Source organism: Burkholderia sp. MSMB0856 (assembly GCF_001524645.2).
In the GTDB taxonomy this organism is placed as follows: Bacteria; Pseudomonadota; Gammaproteobacteria; order Burkholderiales; family Burkholderiaceae; genus Burkholderia; species Burkholderia diffusa.
The window spans coordinates 2,104,030-2,123,448 of record NZ_CP013428.1 but is presented as its reverse complement, the minus strand read 5'-3'; the positions used below and the strand labels follow the sequence as shown (position 1 = coordinate 2,123,448).

General features: G+C 68.3%; 12 protein-coding genes. 5 read left to right on the top strand and 7 right to left on the bottom strand.

The window, feature by feature from the left end:
* Positions 1 to 58: 58 nt before the first annotated feature.
* A complete protein-coding gene (locus WS87_RS27095; protein ID WP_059818539.1) occupies positions 59 to 1,885 on the top strand; it encodes a phospholipase D-like domain-containing protein in 1,827 nt (608 codons plus the stop codon).
* Between the two features lie 123 nt (positions 1,886 to 2,008).
* Here WS87_RS27095 and WS87_RS27090 read toward each other — a convergent pair whose 3' ends face one another.
* The 3 genes from WS87_RS27090 to WS87_RS27080 form a co-directional block, all read right to left on the bottom strand.
* The gene (locus WS87_RS27090) at positions 2,009 to 2,683 is read right to left on the bottom strand and encodes a TetR family transcriptional regulator (protein ID WP_059464545.1); all 675 of its coding nucleotides are present in this window, start codon (positions 2,681 to 2,683) and stop codon (positions 2,009 to 2,011) included.
* Between the two features lie 115 nt (positions 2,684 to 2,798).
* Positions 2,799 to 4,067: an NAD(P)/FAD-dependent oxidoreductase gene (locus tag WS87_RS27085; RefSeq protein ID WP_059818540.1), complete on the bottom strand. Its 1,269-nt coding sequence runs from the start codon at positions 4,065 to 4,067 to the stop codon at positions 2,799 to 2,801.
* Positions 4,068 to 4,194: 127 nt separating this feature from the next.
* Positions 4,195 to 5,775, bottom strand: a complete 1,581-nt coding sequence (locus WS87_RS27080; RefSeq protein ID WP_059818541.1) for an amino acid permease — start codon at positions 5,773 to 5,775, stop codon at positions 4,195 to 4,197.
* A gap of 663 nt (positions 5,776 to 6,438) precedes the next feature.
* Here WS87_RS27080 and amaB point away from each other — a divergent pair.
* Complete coding sequence (amaB, locus tag WS87_RS27075; RefSeq protein WP_059697572.1) at positions 6,439 to 7,950, top strand: L-piperidine-6-carboxylate dehydrogenase; 1,512 nt, start codon at positions 6,439 to 6,441, stop codon at positions 7,948 to 7,950.
* Positions 7,951 to 8,068: 118 nt separating this feature from the next.
* On the opposite strand, the gene WS87_RS27070 is transcribed toward amaB, so the two are convergent.
* Complete coding sequence (locus WS87_RS27070; protein WP_059818542.1) at positions 8,069 to 10,528, bottom strand: DUF3772 domain-containing protein; 2,460 nt, start codon at positions 10,526 to 10,528, stop codon at positions 8,069 to 8,071.
* Positions 10,529 to 10,948: 420 nt separating this feature from the next.
* Here WS87_RS27070 and WS87_RS27065 point away from each other — a divergent pair, with 420 nt between their 5' ends.
* Positions 10,949 to 12,367 carry an MFS transporter gene (locus WS87_RS27065; RefSeq protein ID WP_059818543.1) on the top strand — a complete coding sequence of 473 codons (1,419 nt, stop codon included), beginning with the start codon at positions 10,949 to 10,951 and terminating at the stop codon, positions 12,365 to 12,367.
* A gap of 270 nt (positions 12,368 to 12,637) precedes the next feature.
* Complete coding sequence (locus WS87_RS27060; RefSeq protein ID WP_179952356.1) at positions 12,638 to 13,819, top strand: hypothetical protein; 1,182 nt, start codon at positions 12,638 to 12,640, stop codon at positions 13,817 to 13,819.
* A 271-nt stretch (positions 13,820 to 14,090) separates the two neighbouring features.
* On the opposite strand, the gene WS87_RS27055 is transcribed toward WS87_RS27060, so the two are convergent.
* Together WS87_RS27055 and pdxR are read right to left on the bottom strand one after the other, a co-directional pair.
* On the bottom strand, positions 14,091 to 16,289 hold the full coding sequence (locus tag WS87_RS27055; RefSeq protein WP_059818545.1) for a penicillin-binding protein 1A: 2,199 nt from the start codon (positions 16,287 to 16,289) through the stop codon (positions 14,091 to 14,093).
* Between the two features lie 97 nt (positions 16,290 to 16,386).
* Positions 16,387 to 17,940 (bottom strand): MocR-like pyridoxine biosynthesis transcription factor PdxR, encoded by a 1,554-nt coding sequence (pdxR, locus tag WS87_RS27050; protein WP_059818546.1) that lies wholly within the window; start codon positions 17,938 to 17,940, stop codon positions 16,387 to 16,389.
* 125 nt (positions 17,941 to 18,065) lie between these two features.
* Here pdxR and WS87_RS27045 point away from each other — a divergent pair, with 125 nt between their 5' ends.
* Positions 18,066 to 18,704, top strand: coding sequence for an FMN-binding negative transcriptional regulator (locus WS87_RS27045; protein WP_059691626.1), 639 nt, complete (start codon positions 18,066 to 18,068; stop codon positions 18,702 to 18,704).
* Between the two features lie 49 nt (positions 18,705 to 18,753).
* Here WS87_RS27045 and WS87_RS27040 read toward each other — a convergent pair whose 3' ends face one another.
* A complete protein-coding gene (locus WS87_RS27040; protein ID WP_059818547.1) occupies positions 18,754 to 19,335 on the bottom strand; it encodes a thioredoxin family protein in 582 nt (193 codons plus the stop codon).
* Positions 19,336 to 19,419: the final 84 nt, after the last annotated feature.

Below are 19,419 nucleotides of genomic sequence, written 5' to 3'. Positions count from 1 at the left end.
GAACCACCGTCAACACTGACTCATTCATCTCGACCGGCCCGTCCGGCAGGAGCAACGAATGACCGTCAGCGTACGCAGTTATCTTTCCCCGACCCTCGTCCTGCTTGCCTTCGACTGGCCCGATGCGGCGTCGCGCTCGGACTTCCTCGGCTTCGCGATCCGGCGTACGCCGGGCTTCTGGTCGGCCGACGGCAAGACGCGGGCGCCGAACAGCTGGCTGCCGAACCGGCTCACGTTCGACGGCCCGGCCGCCGACACGCAGGGCGACGCACCGACCGACCAGGCGCCGATCCAGAAATTCATGTGGTGGGACGCGCGCATCGATCCGCAGGACCGCGATGCGTCGTTCCGCTATGACGTCTATCCGGTCGTCGGCACGCCGGAGCACCTGCAGGTGCTCGATGCGGAGGCCGGCGTGTGCGATGTCGTGCTGCCCGCGCACGTCGTGGACGGTGTCGGCACGTGGTTCAACCGTGCGGTCGTCAGCTCGCAGGCGTTCGCGAAGCAGGTTGCGGCGCTGGGTCTCGCGCCGGATGCGGCGCCGAGCGCGGACCAGGCACTGAAGCTGCGCGCGTGGCTCGCGAACGACATGGAGCAGGTGTTCGCGGCGATGCTCGACCCCGCGTCGCGCGCGGTGTCGGCCGTCTATCACCTGACGGACACGCTGTGGGCGCTGCCCGCTTTCGAGGCGTTCGGACGGCGGCACGGCGAAGCGTCGCTCGCGATCGTCTACGACGCGCACACGACCGCGCGCAAGGGCAAGCCGCCGCTGCCGTCGCCGAACCAGCCGGCCGTCGACGCGCTGCAGGGCCTCGCGACGCTCGCGCCGCGCGACCGGACGCACATCATGCACGACAAGTTCATCGTGACCGACGCACCGGCAAATGCGGCAACCGCGGTGACGCCCGCGCGCGTGCTGACCGGTTCCGCGAACTTCACGACCGAAGGGCTGACGGAGCAGGCGAACGTGCTGCACGCATTCGATTCGCCGGCGCTCGCGGCGCTGTACAACGCGCGTGCGCACGCGCTGGCCGGGAATCCGCCGATCGCGGAGACGGCGAAGTTGTCGGCGGGCTGGTCGGCGCCGATGACGATCGGCAGCGCGCAGGTGCGCGTCGCGTTTTCGCCGGAGCCGGCGGGGCAGCGCACCGAGATCGATACGATCGTCGCCGCGATCGCGGCCGCGGAGCATTCGGTGTCGTTCTGCCTGTTCATGCCGACCGACGCTGCGCTGCGCGACGCATGCTTTGCAGCCGGCGACCGCGGCCTGATGATGTTCGGCCTGGTGAACCGCATCAACGTCGGCAGCGCGACGAAGGCCGATGCCGCGCAGCACGACGGGCAGTCGCTCGATGCGGCGACGCTCGCGAACCTCGAGCTTTATCATCGCCAGCGCGATCGGCGCGACGTGATCGATGCCGCGTATTTTTCGCCGGCGACGGTGCCGAAGGGTTTCGAGCCGGAGCTGCGCCTCTTTCCGGGCGAGCCGGCGCCGGCGTATCCGCCGGTCGTGATCCACCACAAGTTCATCGTGATCGATGCGGAAGGCGCGAACCCGATCGTCTATACGGGCTCGGCGAACATGAGCCGCAACTCCGAGCAGTACAACGACGAGAACCTGCTCGAGATTCGCGACACGCGGATCGCGGCGATCTATCTCGCGGAATTCCTGCGGCTCTACGAGCACTACCGCGCGCGAGCGCTGTCGATCGAGACGAAACGGCATGGCGCCGGTGCGCATCGGCAACTCGCGCTCGCGCCGGATTCGAGCTGGGCGAAGAAATATTACGTGGCGGGAAGCCCGGAAGAGAAGGCGCGGATCGCGCTGGCGTCGACTGTGCCGACGGACTCGCCCGCGACGCACGCGCGGCGTGAGGCGGCCTGAAGGAGCGTGCCGCGTGCGTCCGGCTCATGCCGGTTGCACGCGGCGGGGCGACGTTCGGGAGGTGTGCCGGACGGCGAGGGGAGCGCTCGCCAGCCGGCCTTCGGGCGGAATCGCGCGGTGTGCCTACGCGGCGACGTAGCGCAGCACGGAGTCGGTGATCGTCTCGCGATGTCGCGCGCGCAGCCGCGGCGCCGACGGATCGCGGCCGAACGCGGCGCCGAACGTATAACGGTTCGACACGCGGTGGAAGCAGAACGAGCTGATCAGCAGATGCAGGTCGAACGCGTCGATGTCCTTGCGGAAGGCGCCGCTCGCCGCACCGCGCTCGAGCAGTTCCTCGAGCGTCTTGATGATGCTGACGTTGCGGTTCTTGAACGACTTCAGCTGTTCGAGATACTTCGCGCCGTGGATGTTCTCGATCGACACGAGGCGGACGAAGTCGCGATGCTTGTCGTGATAGTCGAACGTGAATTCGACGAGCCGGCGCATGCCTTCGCGCGGCTCCATGTCGCCGACGTGCAGTTCCTGCTCGAGCGCGCGGATGTCGCCGTACACCTTCTCCAGCACGGCCTCGTACAGGCCTTCCTTGCTTTCGAAGTAGTAGTAGAGCATCCGCTTCGTCGTGTTCGTGCGCTCGGCGATCGCGTCGACGCGCGCACCGGCGAGGCCCATCGCGGAAAACTCCTGCGTGGCGACGTCGAGGATGTTGCGCTTGGTTTGCTCGGGATCGTATTTGCGCCGCGCATCGGTCGCAAGCGCGCGGCTTTCGGACGTGGCGGCCTTGCTTCCAGCTTTCATGTGACTTTGTTGTGAGTTCGCGGCGGCATGAAGAAACCATTCTAGCATGCGGGAAATGCCCGCCCGGCCGACCTTTCGCTCTAATCGGCCGGGCGGTTTCGGCTGCTGCCGCCGCTCAGCGCCGGCACGACGCGAGCGCGTCGCGAGCCTGGTACGCGGTGTACGTGAGCTGCGCGGCGGCGAGGCCCGCGAGCCCGAACGTGCGCGTGAGCCCGAACGCGGCGAAGCCTTCCGGCACGGGCCGCTCGCCGGCAAGCGCGGCGGCGAGCGCTTCGCCGGCGACGGTGGTGGGCGCCATCCCGTGACCGCCGAATGCGATCGCGTGCCACACGCCGTCCGCGTCGCGGCCGATCTGCGGCATCTTGTGCCGCGCGTAGCTCATCAGCCCGCCCCAGGCGTATTCGACCTTCACGCCTTCGAGCTGCGGATACACGCGCAGCAGGTCGCGTCGCAGCAGCCGCGCGATCGCGTCGGGGCCGCGGTCGAGCACCGAGATCCGGCCGCCCCACAGAATGCGCGTGTCCTTCAGCGGGCGGTAGTAGTCGAACGCGAAGCGCGTGTCGTAGATCGCGTACGGCGCGTCGATCGCGTCCGGCAGGCGCGTGCCGAGCGGTTCGGTCGCGATCACGTAAGTCGCGATCGGCAGCACCGCGCGCTCGATGCGCGGCGACACGCCGCGCGCGTAGCCGCCGCCGGCAAACACGACGTCCTTCGCGCGCACCGTGCCCTGCGCCGTGCGCACGACGTAGCCGGCGCCTTCGCGCGCGATGCCGAGCGCGGCCGAGCGTTCGAACACGCGCGCGCCGCCGCGCGATGCGGCCGCCGCGACGCCGAGCACGTACTTGAGCGGATGGAAGTGGAACGCGTTCGGCTCGAACAGGCCGCCGTAATAGCGCTGCGTCTTCAGCCGCGCGCGCAGCGCGTCGGTCGCGACCGGTTCCCAGTCGACGTTGAATTCCCGCTTCATCAGCGTGCGCACGCCGTCGAGCCGCGATGGATCGTCGAACCAGTTCGCGAGCATCACGCCCTCGTCGACGATGTCGCAGTCGATTCCGTAGCGGGCGATCCGCGCGCGGATCAGGTCGACCGCATCGACGGTGAGCCGGTACAGGCGGCGGCCTTCGTCGCGGCCGAGCGTGCGCAGCAGGTCCGCGTTGTCGAGGCTGTAGCCGCCGAACACGAAGCCGCCGTTGCGGCCCGATGCGCCGAAGCCGACCCGCTCGCCGTCGAGCACGACGACGTCCCGCACGCCGCGCTCGACGAGGCCGAGCGCCGTGCACAGGCCGGCGAGGCCGCCGCCGACGATGCAGACCTGCGTGTCGATCGTGCCGGTCAGTTGCGGGTAGGGCTGGCGGGTAACGGTGGCTTCGTAGAAGTTCTGCATGCGTTTTCGGGGATTCGTAACGGCGGAAAAACGGACGGCGCGCGTCGATCTTGCCTGAACGCGCGCGCCGCGTCGAATGGGGTTTTCAGTGCAACGGCCGCGGCGATCGGGCGGCGGCCGTTGCGCGTCAGGCGCCCGGCGTCGGGTTGGCCGGGGCGGCGACGTAGGCCGGATAGCCGGCATCGGCCTTTACCGTTGCCTCGGGCGTCGCGTTGCGCTCGATCCACGGCGCGATCTCCATGTCCTCGTAGCGGACGAGGCGGCATTTGCGCACCAGCGCGTAGCCGAGCCAGATCGCGAGGAAGAACGGCAGGCCGATGTAGGTCGCGGCGATGCCGGCCCAGTCGATCCTGTCGGCGAGGAACGCCTGGTAGTCCTGGCCGAGCGCGACGATGGCGCACAACACGAGTGCGAACAGCGGGCCGAGCGGAAACCACTTCGACCGGTATGGCAACTGGTCGAGCCGAAAGCCCTGCTTCAGGAAGCCCTTGCGGAACCGGTAATGGCTGACCGCGATGCCGAGCCACGTGATGAAACCGGCCATGCCCGATGTGTTCAGCAGCCACAGGTACACCGTCTTGTCGCCGTACAGCGACGTGAGGAAGCACAGCGCGCCGACGGCGGTCGTCGCGTACAGCGCATTGCGCGGCACGCCGCCGGCGGACAGCTTCGCGAACAGCTTCGGCGCGCGGCCTTCGACCGCGAGGTTGTAGAGCATCCGCGTCGACGCGTACATGCCGGAGTTGCCGGCCGACAGCACGGCCGTCAGGATCACCGCGTTCATCACGCCGGCCGCGAACGCGAGGCCCGCATGGCGGAACACGAGCGTGAACGGGCTCACACCGACGTCGGTCACGTCGCTCTTCAGCAGGCTCGGGTCCGTGTATGGAATCAGCACGCCGATCACGAAGATCGCGAACACGTAGAACAGCAGGATGCGCCAGAAGATCTGGCTGACCGCGCGTGGGATCGTCGTGCGCGGGTTCTCCGATTCGCCGGCCGCGACGCCGATCATTTCGGTGCCCTGGAACGAGAAGCCCGCGATCATCGCGACGCCGAGCATCGTTGCCCAACCGCCCGCGAAGGGCGCGTCGCCGATCGTGAAGTTGCCCCAGCCCGCGCTCGGGCCGCCTTGCATGATCCCGAAGATCATCAACAGGCCGATGCCGACGAACGCGACCACCGTCAGCACCTTGATCAGCGCGAACCAGTATTCGGCTTCGCCGAAACCGCGTACCGACAGCGCGTTGAGCGCGAAGATCAGCGTGAGGAAGATCGCGCTCCACCAGACGCCCGGCACGTGCGGAAACCAGTAGTGCATCACGAGCTGCGCGGCGACGAGTTCGACCGCAAGCGTCACCGCCCAGCTGTACCAGTAATTCCAGCCGAGCGCGAAACCGAAGCCCTCGTCGACGAATTTCGCGCCGTAAGTCGCGAACGACCCCGACACCGGCATGAACGCGGCCATTTCGCCGAGGCTCGTCATCAGGAAGTAGACCATCAGGCCGATCAGCATGTACGCGAGCATCGCGCCGCCGGGGCCGGCTTGCGAGATCGACGCGCCGGACGCGACGAACAGGCCCGTGCCGATCGAGCCGCCGATCGCGATCATCCGCAGATGGCGCGCCTGCAGCGCGCGGTGGAGGGACGGCTTCGCGGGCGGCGAGCCGGACGGACGGGGCGAGTCGGGGCGGGCATCTGAATGCATGGCGGGTGCTGGGCGCTGTCTCCGGGATTGTTTTTTGGTGACGAAGGGCGACGCGCCGGCGGCCGGCCGGCGGTCGGCGGCACTGCTTCGCGGGCTTGATCCGGATCCACCGGATCGACCGGATTTACCGGTGCCGCGGTGCGCGACGCGTGTCGTCTTCGTCTGTCGTCCGGCTGCCGCTGGGCGGCCGTCGGCGCGCCGGGTGCCGTGCACCTCGTCGACGCCGCCCCGATTGTGTGTGCCGGCCGCATGCGCGGCAAACGATATTTCCGCACAGGGTAATGCGGCTTTGTCATCAACTTGTGGCGCGGCGCAATCGGGTCGGGCGGCCCGGCCATCGGCCCTGGACACGTCACATGCCGGCGTCGAAACGGGCGGATCAGTCCTGCCGAGGTGTTGCGTTTTGGGAATGAAGTCGTGAGTTAATATCAATAGCGGCCCGACTTGTGGCCATCGACAATGTGTCTCATGGATCGTGCCTCGCGAGGCCGGGGCGTGCCGTCAGGCCGGGTTTCCGGCGGCGGCGCCGCGCGATGCGCCAGGCGGCGCACCGGGCCCGCCGAGCTGCGCATCCGCTTGCACAGGGCGCGCGAACGCGCTCCAATCGAATCACGCGGGCGGCGTCGCCGCCGCACCGATCAATCTGTCCCTGAAGAGGAAGTGATGCAATTCAACGACATTCTTGCTGCGCTCGACATCGATCTCGCCCAGTGGAAAGGCAATGCGCTGACCGCGCGTTCGCCGCTCGACGGCGCGACGCTCGCGACGCTGGCGGTCGACTCGCCCGCCGACGCCGAGCGCAAGATCGACGCCGCGCACGACGCATTCCTCAAGTGGCGCACGGTGCCGGCGCCGGTGCGCGGCGAGCTCGTGCGCGTGTTCGGCAACGTGCTGCGCGAGCACAAGGCCGAGCTCGGCCGCCTCGTTACGCTCGAAGCCGGCAAGATCACGTCGGAAGGGCTCGGCGAAGTGCAGGAAATGATCGACATCTGCGACTTCGCGGTCGGCCTGTCGCGTCAGCTTTACGGCCTGACCATCGCGTCCGAGCGCCCCGGTCACCGGATGATGGAGACGTGGCACCCGATCGGCGTGTGCGGCGTGATCTCTGCGTTCAACTTCCCGGTCGCGGTGTGGGCGTGGAATGCCGCGCTCGCGTTCGTGTGCGGCGATCCGGTCGTGTGGAAGCCGTCGGAAAAGACGCCGCTCACCGCGATCGCATGTCACCAGCTGCTCGCCAAGGCGCTGCGCGAATTCGACAAGACGCATCCGGGCGTCGCGCCGGAAGGCCTGAGCCAGCTCGTGCTCGGCATGCGCGACGTCGGCGAGGTGCTGACGTCGTCGAAGAAGGTGCCGGTCATCAGCGCGACCGGCAGCGTGCGGATGGGCACGGAAGTCGCGAAGGTGCTGAGCCAGCGTCTCGCGCGCGGCATCCTCGAACTTGGCGGCAACAACGGGATGATCGTCGCGCCGAGCGCCGACCTCGACCTCGTGGTGCGCGCAGTCACGTTCGCGGCGGTCGGCACGGCCGGCCAGCGTTGCACGACGCTGCGCCGCCTGATCGTGCATCGCAGCGTCGTCGACCAGTTGCTGCCGCGTATCGAGAAGGCCTATGCGTCGGTGAAGGTCGGCAACCCGCTCGAGGAAGGCACGCTGGTCGGCCCGCTGGTCGACCGTGCGTCGTTCGACGCGATGCAGAAGGCGCTGGCCGACGCACGCGAGCAGGGCGGCGAAGTGAAGGGCGGCGAGCGCATCGATGTCGGTCACGCGGATGCGTACTACGTGCGTCCGGCCATCGTACGGATGCCGAAGCAATCGGCGGTGGTCGAGCGCGAGACGTTCGCGCCGATTCTCTACGTGATGGTCTACGACAACTTCGAAGACGCGATCGACGTGCACAACGCGGTGCCGCAGGGCCTGTCGTCGGCGATCTTCACGAACGACATGCGCGAGGCCGAGCAGTTCATGTCGGCGGCGGGCAGCGATTGCGGGATCGTCAACGTGAACATCGGCACGAGCGGCGCTGAGATCGGCGGCGCGTTCGGCGGCGAGAAGGAAACGGGCGGCGGCCGCGAGTCGGGTTCGGATGCGTGGAAGGCGTACATGCGCCGTGCGACGAACACGATCAACTACAGCCGTCAGCTGCCGTTGGCGCAGGGCGTGAAGTTCGACGTGTGACGCAGCGGCCCGTCAGGGCGCGTTGACGTTCGAATGAAAAGGGCCGATTGCCGCGAAAGCGGCAACCGGCCCTTGTCGTTTTCGGCGATGCCCGATCCGCGCCCGCCCGATCACGTATTCATTCGTGCCGGGTGGATCCGTCGACTGCCGGCATGTTCTGCACGACCAGCATCTGCGGTGTCGACAGCGTGATCTGCGAAGCCCGCAACTGCTTCAGGATCTCGAACAGCAGGTCGCTCTTCGTCGCGCTCGCGATCCGCGGGCTCGCCACGTAGCCCGTGACGCTCAGCGTGATCCCGTCCGGCGCCAGCTGGCTGAACGTGACCGACGGCGCCGGCTTGTCGAGAATCGCCGGATGCTCGCGATATGCGTCGAGCAGCAGGTCGCGCACCTGCTCGGGGTCGGTGTTCAGCGGGAACGTCAGCATCAGCGTCGCGACGCCCTGCGTGCTGTTGCCCATCGTCACGTTGCGCACGTTCTGCGAGATCAGCTGCGAGTTCGGCACGATCACGGTCGAGCGGTCGCTGAGCTGGATCTCGGTCGCGCGCACGTTGATGCGGCGGATGTCGCCTTCGACGCCCGCGATGCTGACCATGTCGCCCACCTTCACCGGCCGCTCGGTCAGCAGGATCAGTCCCGACACGAAGTTCTTCACGATCTCCTGCAGGCCGAAACCGATACCGACCGACAGCGCGCTGACGATCCACGCGAGGTTGCTCCACCTGACGCCGAGCAGCCCCAGCGTCATCAGCACGAGCAGCACATAGCCGACGTTGGTGAACAACGTGATCAGCGACACGCGCATTCCCGCATCCATGCCGAGTGCCGGCATGAACTCGCTGTCGAGCCAGCGCCGCACCGAGCGCAGCAGGTAGAAGCCGATCGCGAACCCGATCACCGCGTTCATGATCCGGTCGGGCATGATGTTCAGGCTCTGCAGCCGCTGGCCGCCGATCATTGCGACCGCGCTGTCGAGCAGGTCGCTCGGCGTCGTGCCGAAACCGCCCGTCAGCAACGCGATCGCCGCGACCAGCATCAGCAGGCTCGTGCCGAGACCGGACACGACGGTGTGGGCCTGGTCGAGATGCCGGTCGTCGAGCGCGAACAGGTGCTTGATCTGCTTGCCGGTCGACAGGTTCGCGGAGAACAGGCTTTCGCTTGCGTCGCGCGTCAGCTGCGTCATGATGTAGACGCTGCACAGCACGATCTCGAACCACACGAGCTCGTACGTGATGAAGCGTGCGACCGTGATGTAGCCGATCAGCAGCGCGCCGAGCGACACGACGATCGCCAGCGTGACGCCCGCATGGATCAGCCCCGCGAGCGTCGAGCGATCCTCGGGCGCCTCGCCGGATGCCGCAAGCGCGCTGCGGACGCGATTCGCGCGAAGGATCGACGCGCCGACGGTCAGCGCGACGACGAGCGAGACGATGCCGCGGCCGAACAGCGTGACGGACAGGCTGGTATCGACGATCCGGTTGATCGATTCGAGCGTGCCCGACATCAGCAGCAGCGCGGCCAGCACACCGGGGAACGGCTTCATCGCGAGCGCGACGGGATCGGCGAGCGCGGGCAGCCGCCACGACGGATGCTTCGTGCAGAGCAGCGCACGGCCGAGGCCGGCGATCAGCGCGCAGGTCACGGCGAGCTTCGCGAACTGGTCCCACAGATCGGTCATCGACGGCGTGAGCTCGGCGTGGCGGGCGAGCGCGAGATAGAGGATCTGGACGGCGACCGCGGTCGCGAGCAGCGTCGAGAACGCCGTTGCCAGCGCCAGCGCACTGCGGCGCAGCCGCGTGGGCGGCAGGCGGTTCAGGCAGAACCACGCAAGCCCGCGTTCGACGATGCGGCGGCCGCCGAGCCAGACCGCGAGCGCGGCGATCACCAGCAGCGTGGTGAGCGCGCGCTGGCCGGGTGTCCAGGACGAACGCAGCATGTCGCGCAGTTCGTCGTTGAAATCGTCGAGCCGCTGGACGTCGTCCGGCGACAGATGGAACAACGGCAGCCAGAACTGCGCGCCGAAGATGCTGCCGGAACGGAACGCAAGCTGGTTCTTCAGCAAGCTGCGGTGCAGCTTCGAGAACTGGTCGTTCAGGTTCGCGAGGTTGGTCTTCTGGTCGGCGGCCTGCTTCAGCGCCGCGTCGATCTGCGCCTTGCGCGCGTTCAGCGCCGCCCGCTGCTGTGCGACGGCGGGCGTTTCGGGCGATGCGCCCGGGGCCGGCGGCGGGCCGAGCACGTCGAGCTGCGCCTGGACCTGCGTGCGCTGTGGCGCGAGCTGGCTCTGCAGCTTGTCGACGTCGGCGCTCAGTTCCTGGGTCGCGTCGCCGAGTTCGTCGAGCTCCTTGCTGTTGGTCGCGTTCGACGTCTGCTGCTTGATGCGGTCCTGCTGCACCTGCATCTGCTTGAGCTGCGCAACGGCGTCGCCGAGCGAAATCGTCGGCACGGGGACGCCGACGCCGCTCGCGCCCGGTGCGGACGCGGCCGTCGGAAATGCCGACGCGGTCGCGATCACCGCGAACTGCAGCAGTGCGAACAGCGCGATCCGGCGTGCGTACGTGGATAGTCGTTGTATGGACATGGAATGCTTACGTTTTGCCGACAATGGCGGGCGCCGCAAGGCGCCCGGAAGCCGGGAGTTGGCCCGGTAGCATGTTACCGGGGCATGGCGGCCGCGGCGCTGCCGATCGTGCATCTTGCCTGGCGCGTACCGTGATGCCCGCGCGGGCATGCGATGGCCCCGCGAGCCCTTGCCGGCGGGGCCGTGACGGGTTGCGTTCGCAGTCCGGCAGCGAAACGTCGCGACACCGGCGAACCTTACAGATCCGACAGACGGTTACGCAATTTACACAATACCCGGCGCGAAAGTGGGGTGTCCGAACCGGTTCGCCACGCCGCGCGGCCCGCGCGGCGTGCCGGTACAATGCAGCGAATCGCCCGACGGCAGCCCGCTGGCCGCCGGACAACAAAACACACGACACGATCAGGAGACACGACCAAGATGGTCTCAACGGACAGCTTTCCGCAGGCAGCCGCCTCGTCCTCTTCCATCGACGCCGGCTCGATTTCGGCCCGCCTCGATCGCCTGCCGCCGACCCGCAGCGTCTGGAAGCTCGTCGTGCTGCTGAGCCTCGGCTTCTTCTTCGAACTCTATGATCTGCTGTACAGCGGCTACGTCGCGCCGGGCCTCGTGAAAAGCGGGATCCTGTCCGCGACGACGCACGGCCTGTTCGGCACCACGGGCGTCGCGAGCTTCATCGCCGCGCTGTTCTCCGGCCTCTTCATCGGCACGATCGCATGCGGCTTCCTCGCGGACCGCTTCGGCCGCCGCGCGATCTTCACGTGGTCGCTGTTGTGGTACACGGCCGCCAACGTCGTGATGGCGTTCCAGGACACAGCAGGCGGATTGAATTTCTGGCGCTTCGTCGTCGGTCTCGGCCTCGGCGTCGAGATGGTGACGATCGGCACGTACATCTCCGAACTCGTGCCGAAGCAGATCCGCGGCCGCGCGTTCGCGTGCGAGCAGGCGGTCGGGTTCGTCGCGGTGCCGGTGGTCGCGTTCCTCGCGTATCTGCTCGTGCCGCACGCACCGCTCGGCCTCGACGGCTGGCGCTGGGTCGTGCTGATCGGCGCGCACGGCGCGCTGTTCGTGTGGTGGATTCGCCGCGAGTTGCCCGAGAGCCCGCGCTGGCTCGCGCAGCAGGGGCGCGTCGACGAAGCCGATCGCATCATGCGCGCGCTCGAGGCGAAGGTCGAAGCCGAATATGGCCGGCCGCTGCCGCCGCCCGCGCCGGCCGAGCCGGTGCCGCCTCGCGGCAGCTTCCGCGACATGTGGGTGCCGCCGTATCGCAGCCGCACGATCATGATGACGATCTTCAACGTGTTCCAGACGGTCGGTTTCTACGGCTTCGCGAACTGGGTGCCGACGCTGCTGATCAAGCAGGGCATCACGATCACGTCGAGTCTCATGTATTCCAGCGTGATCGCGCTCGCGGCGCCGCTCGGCCCGCTGATCGGCCTCGTGATCGCCGACCGCTTCGAGCGCAAGTCGGTGATCGTCGCGATGGCGGCGGCGATCGTCGTCTGCGGGCTGCTGTTCAGCCAGACGACGGCGGGCGCATTCCTGATCGTGCTCGGCATCGGCCTCACGCTCGCGAGCAACATCATGTCGTACAGCTTCCACGCATATCAGGCCGAGCTGTTCCCGACGTCGATCCGCGCGCGCGCGGTGGGCTTCGTCTACTCATGGAGCCGCTTCTCGGCGATCTTCTCGTCGTTCGTGATCGCGGCCGTGCTGAAGGGCTTCGGCACGTTCGGCGTGTTCGCGTTCATTGCCGGCGCGATGGTGATCGTGATGGCCGCGATCGGGTTCATGGGGCCGCGTACCAAAGGCATCGCGCTCGAAACCATTTCGAAGTAGACGCCGGCTGCGCACTCGCGTGTCGCGTGCGGCACGCGGGTGACAAGCACGCGGCAACGAGTTGAAACAAAGCGTGACGAAGCGCAACACCGCCGCGAAACCGGGGGTTCGGCCCTGCCGATTCGTGTCCGCGCGGGTAGAATGAAAGACCTGACGACTCATTAGCCGCCATTGGACCGAACGCGTTGTACTGCGAACGACTTCACCGCGAAGAGGCGTCGGCGCCGGGGCACATGCGTGCCGCAGGCGTGTCGATGGCTCGCGCGGGAGATGCGCCGTTCGCAACGTGCGACGGCCGGATCGGCCGATGGCTTCGATCGCATGATGCTCTCCGACCTGACGCGGCGGTTATCCAGGCCGCGTTGCCGTACCCTCGCGGTTGCCACGTATGTGTGGCTCGTGGCCGCAGTTCCGATCTCCGTTCTTGTCGCGCGGCCGGCCTTTGCCGCGTCCGACGTACCGTCGGCCACTGCTACGTCTTCCTCATCAACTGCTTCGGCCGCGCATCCGGCTTCGCCGGCACATGTGTCGTCGGAGGCAGCGCCGGCATCCGCGGCGTCCGCCGCGTCCGCGGCCTCTCCGGCATCGGCAGCATCCGCCACACCGGCAAGCGAAGCCGAAGCACCCGCACCGACGCCGCCGCGCCGGCACCCGCCGCTGTCGGCCGAGGAGGCGAGGAACGCAACCGCGCGCGCGATCGACATGCGCAAGCGCTTCACGCAGGAAGTCACGCGGCGCCTGAACGTGCCCGCGAGCGAGCAGCGCGCGTATGGCGATCGCCTTCAGAATGCGCTCGCCGATGCGGATCTCGGCGATCTGGCCGGTGAATACGTTGCGCTCGTCGACCGTGCGCCGAACGTTCAGGCGCTGTTCATCTACTTCCGCGCGACACCGTCCAATGCGTGGTTGATGATCGGTGCGTCGCCGGTCGGCACCGGCTGGCCCGGCAAATACGATCACTTCCTGACGCCGCTCGGCGTGTTCCACCACTCGCCCGACAACATGGATTTCCGCGCGGAAGGCACGACGAACGACAACGGCATTCGCGGCTACGGCAAGCGCGACATGCGCATCTATGACTTCGGCTGGGTGGACGGCGAGCGCGGCTGGGGCAAGGGCGGCAAGTCGCCGATGCGCTTCCAGATGCACGCGACCGACCCCGATCGCCTCGAACCGCTGCTCGGCATCCGGCATTCGAAAGGCTGCGTGCGGATTCCTGCGTCGCTGAATACGTTTCTCGACACGCACGGCATCCTCGACGACGACTATCAGGCGCGCGTCGAGGCGGGTAAGTCGTTGTGGGTGTTGCGCCGCGATCGCGACATCACGCCGATCGCCGGCCGCTACCTGGCCGTGATCGACAGCGCGCGCAAGACGCGTCCGGCATGGTCGCCGGCGCCGGGGCGCAACGCATGGTCGAAGCTGCCGAAGAACGGCGACACGGCGGACTGACGACAGCCGGCCCGACGAAGGCGATACGGCGGGTGCGCCCGTTCGATGCACTGGCCGCGACGTTCGCGGCGGCCTGAGCGCGTTGTCGGCCGTATCCGCCGGCCCGCGCATCGCTCGGGGCCTGACGCAGGTCGCCCGCGAAATCGTACGGCGTGCAGTCGCGGAACGCGAAACGACGTGCGCCGGCGACGCGCTCGAACGCGTCGATGATGCGCGGTGCGTGCCGGGATCGCTTCCTCAAGGATGACGAAGCGTCATTGTCGAGCAGTGCTCAGCGGAAGATTTTCAGCCAGTCGAACAGGCCGGGGTGCGGATGTCGCTTCGGCACGGGTGCCGGCGCACTGCGCGGCCGAAAATCGGGCGAGAACTGCGCACGCGGATCGATCGCGCGCGCACGCAATGCCGCATCGTAGAACGAGCCGACGATCGGCAGCGCGCTGTGTGCGCCCGCGCCCCAGTAGTCGCTGCGCAGCGTCACACTACCGTCGTCGAAGCCGACCCATGCACCGGCCACCAGTTGCGGATGCATCAGGATGAACCAGCCGTCCGTGTTGTCCTGCGTCGTGCCGGTCTTGCCCGCGACGTCGACGCGAATCCCGTAGCGCGAGCGGATGTCGGCGCCGGTCCCGTAATCGACGACGCCGCGCATCACGTCGACCAGCGTCTGTGCCGCGGCCACCGGCAGCGCGCGTTCGGGCGGCGCGCTGCCGAACGCGGCGAGCACCTTGCCGTCGCGGTCCTCGATGCGCGTGATCATCTGCGGCGCGACGTACACGCCGCGGTTCGCGATCGTCCCGTACGCGGACACCATTTCCTTCAGCGTGACAGGGCTCGTGCCGAGCGCGAGCGACGGCACCGCGTCGAGCGCGCTGTCGCGCACGCCCATCGCGCGCGCGAGCTGCGCAACCCTGGCCGCGCCTTCGCGCTGCATCACCTGCGCGGTGATGCGATTGCGCGATAGCGCAAGCGCGTCGCGCAACGTCATCGGCGCGTCCGTCGGCGGCTCGGCATCGGTCGGGTGCCACACCGCGTGCGCGCCGATCGGGATCGCGACGGGGCGATCGACGAACGTATCGCCCGGCCGCATGCCGTCCGCGAACGCGGCGCCATAGACGAACGGCTTGAACGTCGAGCCCGGCTGGCGCCGCGCCTGCACGACGTGATCGAACGGCTCGCTGCCGAAATCGGGGCTGCCGACCCACGCGCGAATCGCGCCGTTGCGCGGATCGATCGCGACGAAGCCAGCCTGCACCTGTGTCTTGCGCTCGCACAACGCGCGGATGAACGCGTGATTCGCGCCGAGCTGCTTCAGCGCCGCCGCATCGGCGAGCCCCGCGTCGCGTGCGGCGCGATAGTCGGGCGTCTGCCGGATGAAGCCGCGGAACAGGTCGTTGCGCAGCCCGCAGCCGGACAGGTTGTGCCACGCGCTATCGGCGATCGCCTGCAGGCGATCGGTCTGCTGCGTCAGCGCTTGCGTCGCCATGTCCTGCAGTTGCGCATCGAGCGTCGTGCGCACGACGAGGCCGTCGGCGTAGAGGTCGTAGTTGTTGCGGTCGGCCCATGCGATCAGCCACTTGCGCAGCTGAACCGCGAAGTGCGGGGCGGGGCCGGGCTGCGCGGTCTGCGGCTCGAAGTCGACGCGCAGCGGCCGGCGCTGCAACTGCGCGAGCTGCCGGGGCGAAAGCATGCCCATCGCCGCCATCCGGGCGAGCACGATGTTGCGGCGCTGTTCCGCGCGCTCGGGGTTCAGCACCGGGTTGTAGTAGCTGTTGCCCTTGAGCATCCCGACGAGCGTCGCGCTTTCGACGATGTCGAGCTGGTCCGCCGACTTGCCGAAATAGGTGCGCGCGGCCATCTCGACGCCGTACGCGTTGTACAGGAACGGAACTGTGTTCAGGTAAGTCTCGAGAATCTCGTCCTTGCTGTACACCGTCTCGATCTTGAACGCGGTGATCAGCTCCTTCACCTTGCGCGTGAGCGTCGGCGCGCGGCCGACTTCGTCCGGATACAGGTTACGCGCGAGCTGCTGCGTGATCGTCGAGCCGCCCTGGCGGCTGCCCGAGAACGTGTGCAGCCCGGCCGCGAGCGTGCGGCGCCAGTCGATGCCGTGATGCGCGTAGAAGCGGTGGTCTTCGGTCGCGATCAGCGCGTCGACCATGTGCGGCGAGATCTGCTTGAGCGGCACCCATTCGCGATTGACGGGCCGGAATTCGGCGATCAGCTGACCGTCGGCCGACAGCACGCGCGCGGGGCGGTCGATGCGCGCCTTGCGGATGTCGCCGATGCTCGGCGTAAACGGGACGAACGCGAGCAGGACCAGCAGGCCGAGCACCGGTATCGCGGCGAGCGTCAGCGCGACACCGCGGCGCGTCGGATGGCGCAGGCGATGCCAAGCGCCGGCGCCCAGCACACGGGCGCCGGTGCGGCAGCGAAGCCACAGGTCACGAAGAAACGGCACGAAGCGATTCACGACGGCAGGAGCGCGAGCGGAAAAGGCGCGATCCTAGCAAACCGCGCACCGTTGCCGGCGGCCAAACAGCCCGTTTTCTTGCAGGATTTACAGACGATTACGTTTGTTTCCCGCGGACAACCTTTGGTCGTGTGCGCCGCCTCGATTCTTCCGATGAAACGGTGCCGGCCGATTCGCCGACCACATCCGCGAGCCGCTGCGCGGCCGCTTCCATCCGCGCGCGATCGAACCCGCCGAAGCCGAGCACGAGGCCCGGACGCGCGGTGCCCGGCGCGAACATCGGCGACACCGCGCGCACTGCGACGCCCGCCTTCGCGGCACGCGCCACCACGTCGAGATCGTCGATCCCTTGCGCGAGCCACAGCACGACGTGCATCCCCTGATCGCCCGGCTGCACCCACGCGCGCTCGCGCGGCAGCCGCGCGCCGAGCGTGTCGATCAGCAACGCGCGCTGTTCCGCGTAGACGCCGCGCACCCGGCGAATGTGGCGGTCGAGATGCCCTTCCGCGATGAAGGCGGCGAGCACGTGCTGATCGGCGGTCGGCGCGTGCCGATCCATCAGCGCGCGCGCACCGCAGAACGCGGGCACGAGGTCGTCGGGCGCGATCACGTAGCCGAGCCGCAGCGACGGGAACAGGATCTTGCTGAACGTGCCGAGATAGATCACGTGTTCCGGATCCAGACCTTGCAGCGACGGAAACGGATAGCCTTCGTAGCGCAGCTCGCTGTCGTAATCGTCCTCGACCACCCACGCGCGATGCGCGCGCGCCCAGCCGAGCAGCGCGTTGCGTCGCGCCATGCTCATCGGCATCCCGAGCGGGTACTGATGCGACGGCGTGACGAACGCCGCGCGTGCGTTCGGCGCGAGACGGATGCCGGCGTCGACGTCGATGCCGTCTGCGTCCACCGGCACGCGGACCATCGCGTCGCTCCGGCCGGTGCTTTCGAGCAGCGCGGTGATGCCGCGATAAGCGGGATTCTCGACCCACGCGCGATCGTTCGAGCTGAGCAGGACCTGGCTCGCGAGGTGCAGCCCCTGTTGCGTGCCGCTCGTGATCACGACCTGATCGGCGCTGCAGCGCACCGAGCGCGAGCGGCGCACGTAATCGGCGATCGCTTCGCGCAGTGGCCGCGCGCCTTGCGGATCCGCGTAACCGGACGGCGCACCGGCGCCGCGGGCGCGCAGGCGGTTACCGAGCCGGCGCCAGATGTCGTCGGGCGCGGTGAGCCCGACCGGCACCGAGATCGCGAACGGCACGGCCGGCAACGGCCGGAATTCGCGGGCGATCCGCGCGAACGTCGCGGCCGGTTCGGGCAGCCCGGCATGTGCGGCACGCCGCCGGGCGACGGGCGGTTCACCGGCCGGCGGAGCGGGCTCGGCCAGCGCGTTCGCGACCCGCGTGCCGGCGCCGCCGCGCGACTCCAGGAAGCCTTCGGCGACGAGCTGCGCATACGCGTCGACGACGGTGCCCCGCGCGACCTGGAGCGACGTCGCGAGCAGCCGCGTGGACGGCAGCGTGTCGCCGGGCCGCATGTCGCCGCGCCGCACCGCGTCCCGCAACGCCTGCGCGAGCTGGCGGCTCAGGTCGCCGGCCGCGCGGTCGAGCACGCCGAGCGACGGGATTTCGACGATCCGGGCGGTTCTGGCCATGATTCTGGTCTGCTGAAATCGTTCTAAACCGGCTCTACAGCATAAACCAGTTAGCGATCACAATCTGCGCATGACGGGCCGGTTGCGCCGGTTCCGTCCGAACCCTTTTCGACCGTGGAGCCGCCATGTATGTCCCTGCCGATTTCGCCGAATCCCGCCCCGACGCGCTGCGCGAACTGATCGTCGATCATCCGTTCGGCAGCCTGGTCACGCACGGGAAGGGCGGGCTCGACGCGAACCACCTCCCGTTCGAATTGCTGCCGGGCGACGGCGGCCTCGGCGAGCTGCATGCGCACGTCGCGCGCGCGAATCCGGTCTGGCAGGAGGTCGCGAACGGGGACGAGGTGCTCGTGATCTTCCGCGCCGGCGACGCGTACATCTCGCCGAACTGGTACCCGAGCAAGCACGCGGCGCATCGACAGGTGCCGACGTGGAACTACGTGGTCGTGCATGCATACGGCCGCATCACGGTGCGCGACGACGAGAAGTTCGTGCGCGGCGTGGTCGCGCGGCTGACGCGCACGCACGAGGCGTCGCAGCCGGCGCCGTGGAAGATGACCGACGCGCCGAAGGACTATCTCGACACGATGCTGCAGTCGATCGTCGGGCTGCAGATCGAGATCACGCGGCTCGTCGGCAAGCGCAAGCTCGGGCAGAACAAGGCGGTCGACGATATCCGCGGCGCGGGCGACGCGCTGATCGCGGACGGGAATCTCGCGATCGGGGAGGCGATGCTGGCGGAGGCGGATGCGAAGCGGAAGTAAGTCGCGGTGAATCGCACGGGGGCGCATGCCGCGCCCCGGCCGGCGCACGCTACTGCGTACGCGTCGCACCCTTCGCCGATTCCCCCGCCTGCGCCAGCGCCCCCCGAATCGCCGCTTCCGTCTTGTCATACCCGCCCTCGCCGTACCGCGTATAGACGACCTTCCCGTTCGCGTCGATCAGGTACAGCGCGGGCCAGTACTGGTTCCCGTACGCACGCCACGTGTCGTAGCGGTTGTCCTGCGCGACCGGATACTGGATGCCGAAGCGCTTGACCGCGTCGGCGACGTTCTTCGCGTCGCGTTCGAACGGATACTCGGGCGTATGCACGCCGACCACGACGAGCCCCTGGTCGCGATACTTCCGGTACCAGTCGTTCACGTACGGAATCGTATGGATGCAGTTGATGCACGAGTACGTCCAGAAGTCGACCAGCACGACCTTGCCGCGCAATTGGTCGAGCTTGAGCGGCGCGCTGTTGTGCCAGCGCTCGATGCCGGTGAAGTCGGGCGCCGGCGTGCCGGCCAGCGAGGCGGTCATGCCCGCGTCGTCGCGGGTGCCGGCGAACGCGGCGAGTCCGGCCGTGGCGGCGAGGGCGATCACGAGGGCGGCGGTCTTGAATCTGGGCAGCATGGCGGTTCTCCGGTTCGGCCGGCCGCCGCGCGAGTGCGCGGGCCGGACAGGTTTCGACAGCCGTCATTGGGCCGCGCCGACGTA

Coding starts and splice junctions, on each gene's coding strand:
- pdxR (WP_059818546.1), bottom strand. CDS start 17,940: ATGGCCAGAACCGCCCGGATCGTCGAAATCCCGTCGCTCGGCGTGCTC.
- WS87_RS27040 (WP_059818547.1), bottom strand. CDS start 19,335: ATGCTGCCCAGATTCAAGACCGCCGCCCTCGTGATCGCCCTCGCCGCC.
- WS87_RS27065 (WP_059818543.1), top strand. CDS start 10,949: ATGGTCTCAACGGACAGCTTTCCGCAGGCAGCCGCCTCGTCCTCTTCC.
- WS87_RS27070 (WP_059818542.1), bottom strand. CDS start 10,528: ATGTCCATACAACGACTATCCACGTACGCACGCCGGATCGCGCTGTTC.
- WS87_RS27080 (WP_059818541.1), bottom strand. CDS start 5,775: ATGCATTCAGATGCCCGCCCCGACTCGCCCCGTCCGTCCGGCTCGCCG.
- WS87_RS27085 (WP_059818540.1), bottom strand. CDS start 4,067: ATGCAGAACTTCTACGAAGCCACCGTTACCCGCCAGCCCTACCCGCAA.
- WS87_RS27095 (WP_059818539.1), top strand. CDS start 59: ATGACCGTCAGCGTACGCAGTTATCTTTCCCCGACCCTCGTCCTGCTT.
- WS87_RS27060 (WP_179952356.1), top strand. CDS start 12,638: ATGCGCCGTTCGCAACGTGCGACGGCCGGATCGGCCGATGGCTTCGAT.
- WS87_RS27045 (WP_059691626.1), top strand. CDS start 18,066: ATGTATGTCCCTGCCGATTTCGCCGAATCCCGCCCCGACGCGCTGCGC.
- WS87_RS27090 (WP_059464545.1), bottom strand. CDS start 2,683: ATGAAAGCTGGAAGCAAGGCCGCCACGTCCGAAAGCCGCGCGCTTGCG.
- amaB (WP_059697572.1), top strand. CDS start 6,439: ATGCAATTCAACGACATTCTTGCTGCGCTCGACATCGATCTCGCCCAG.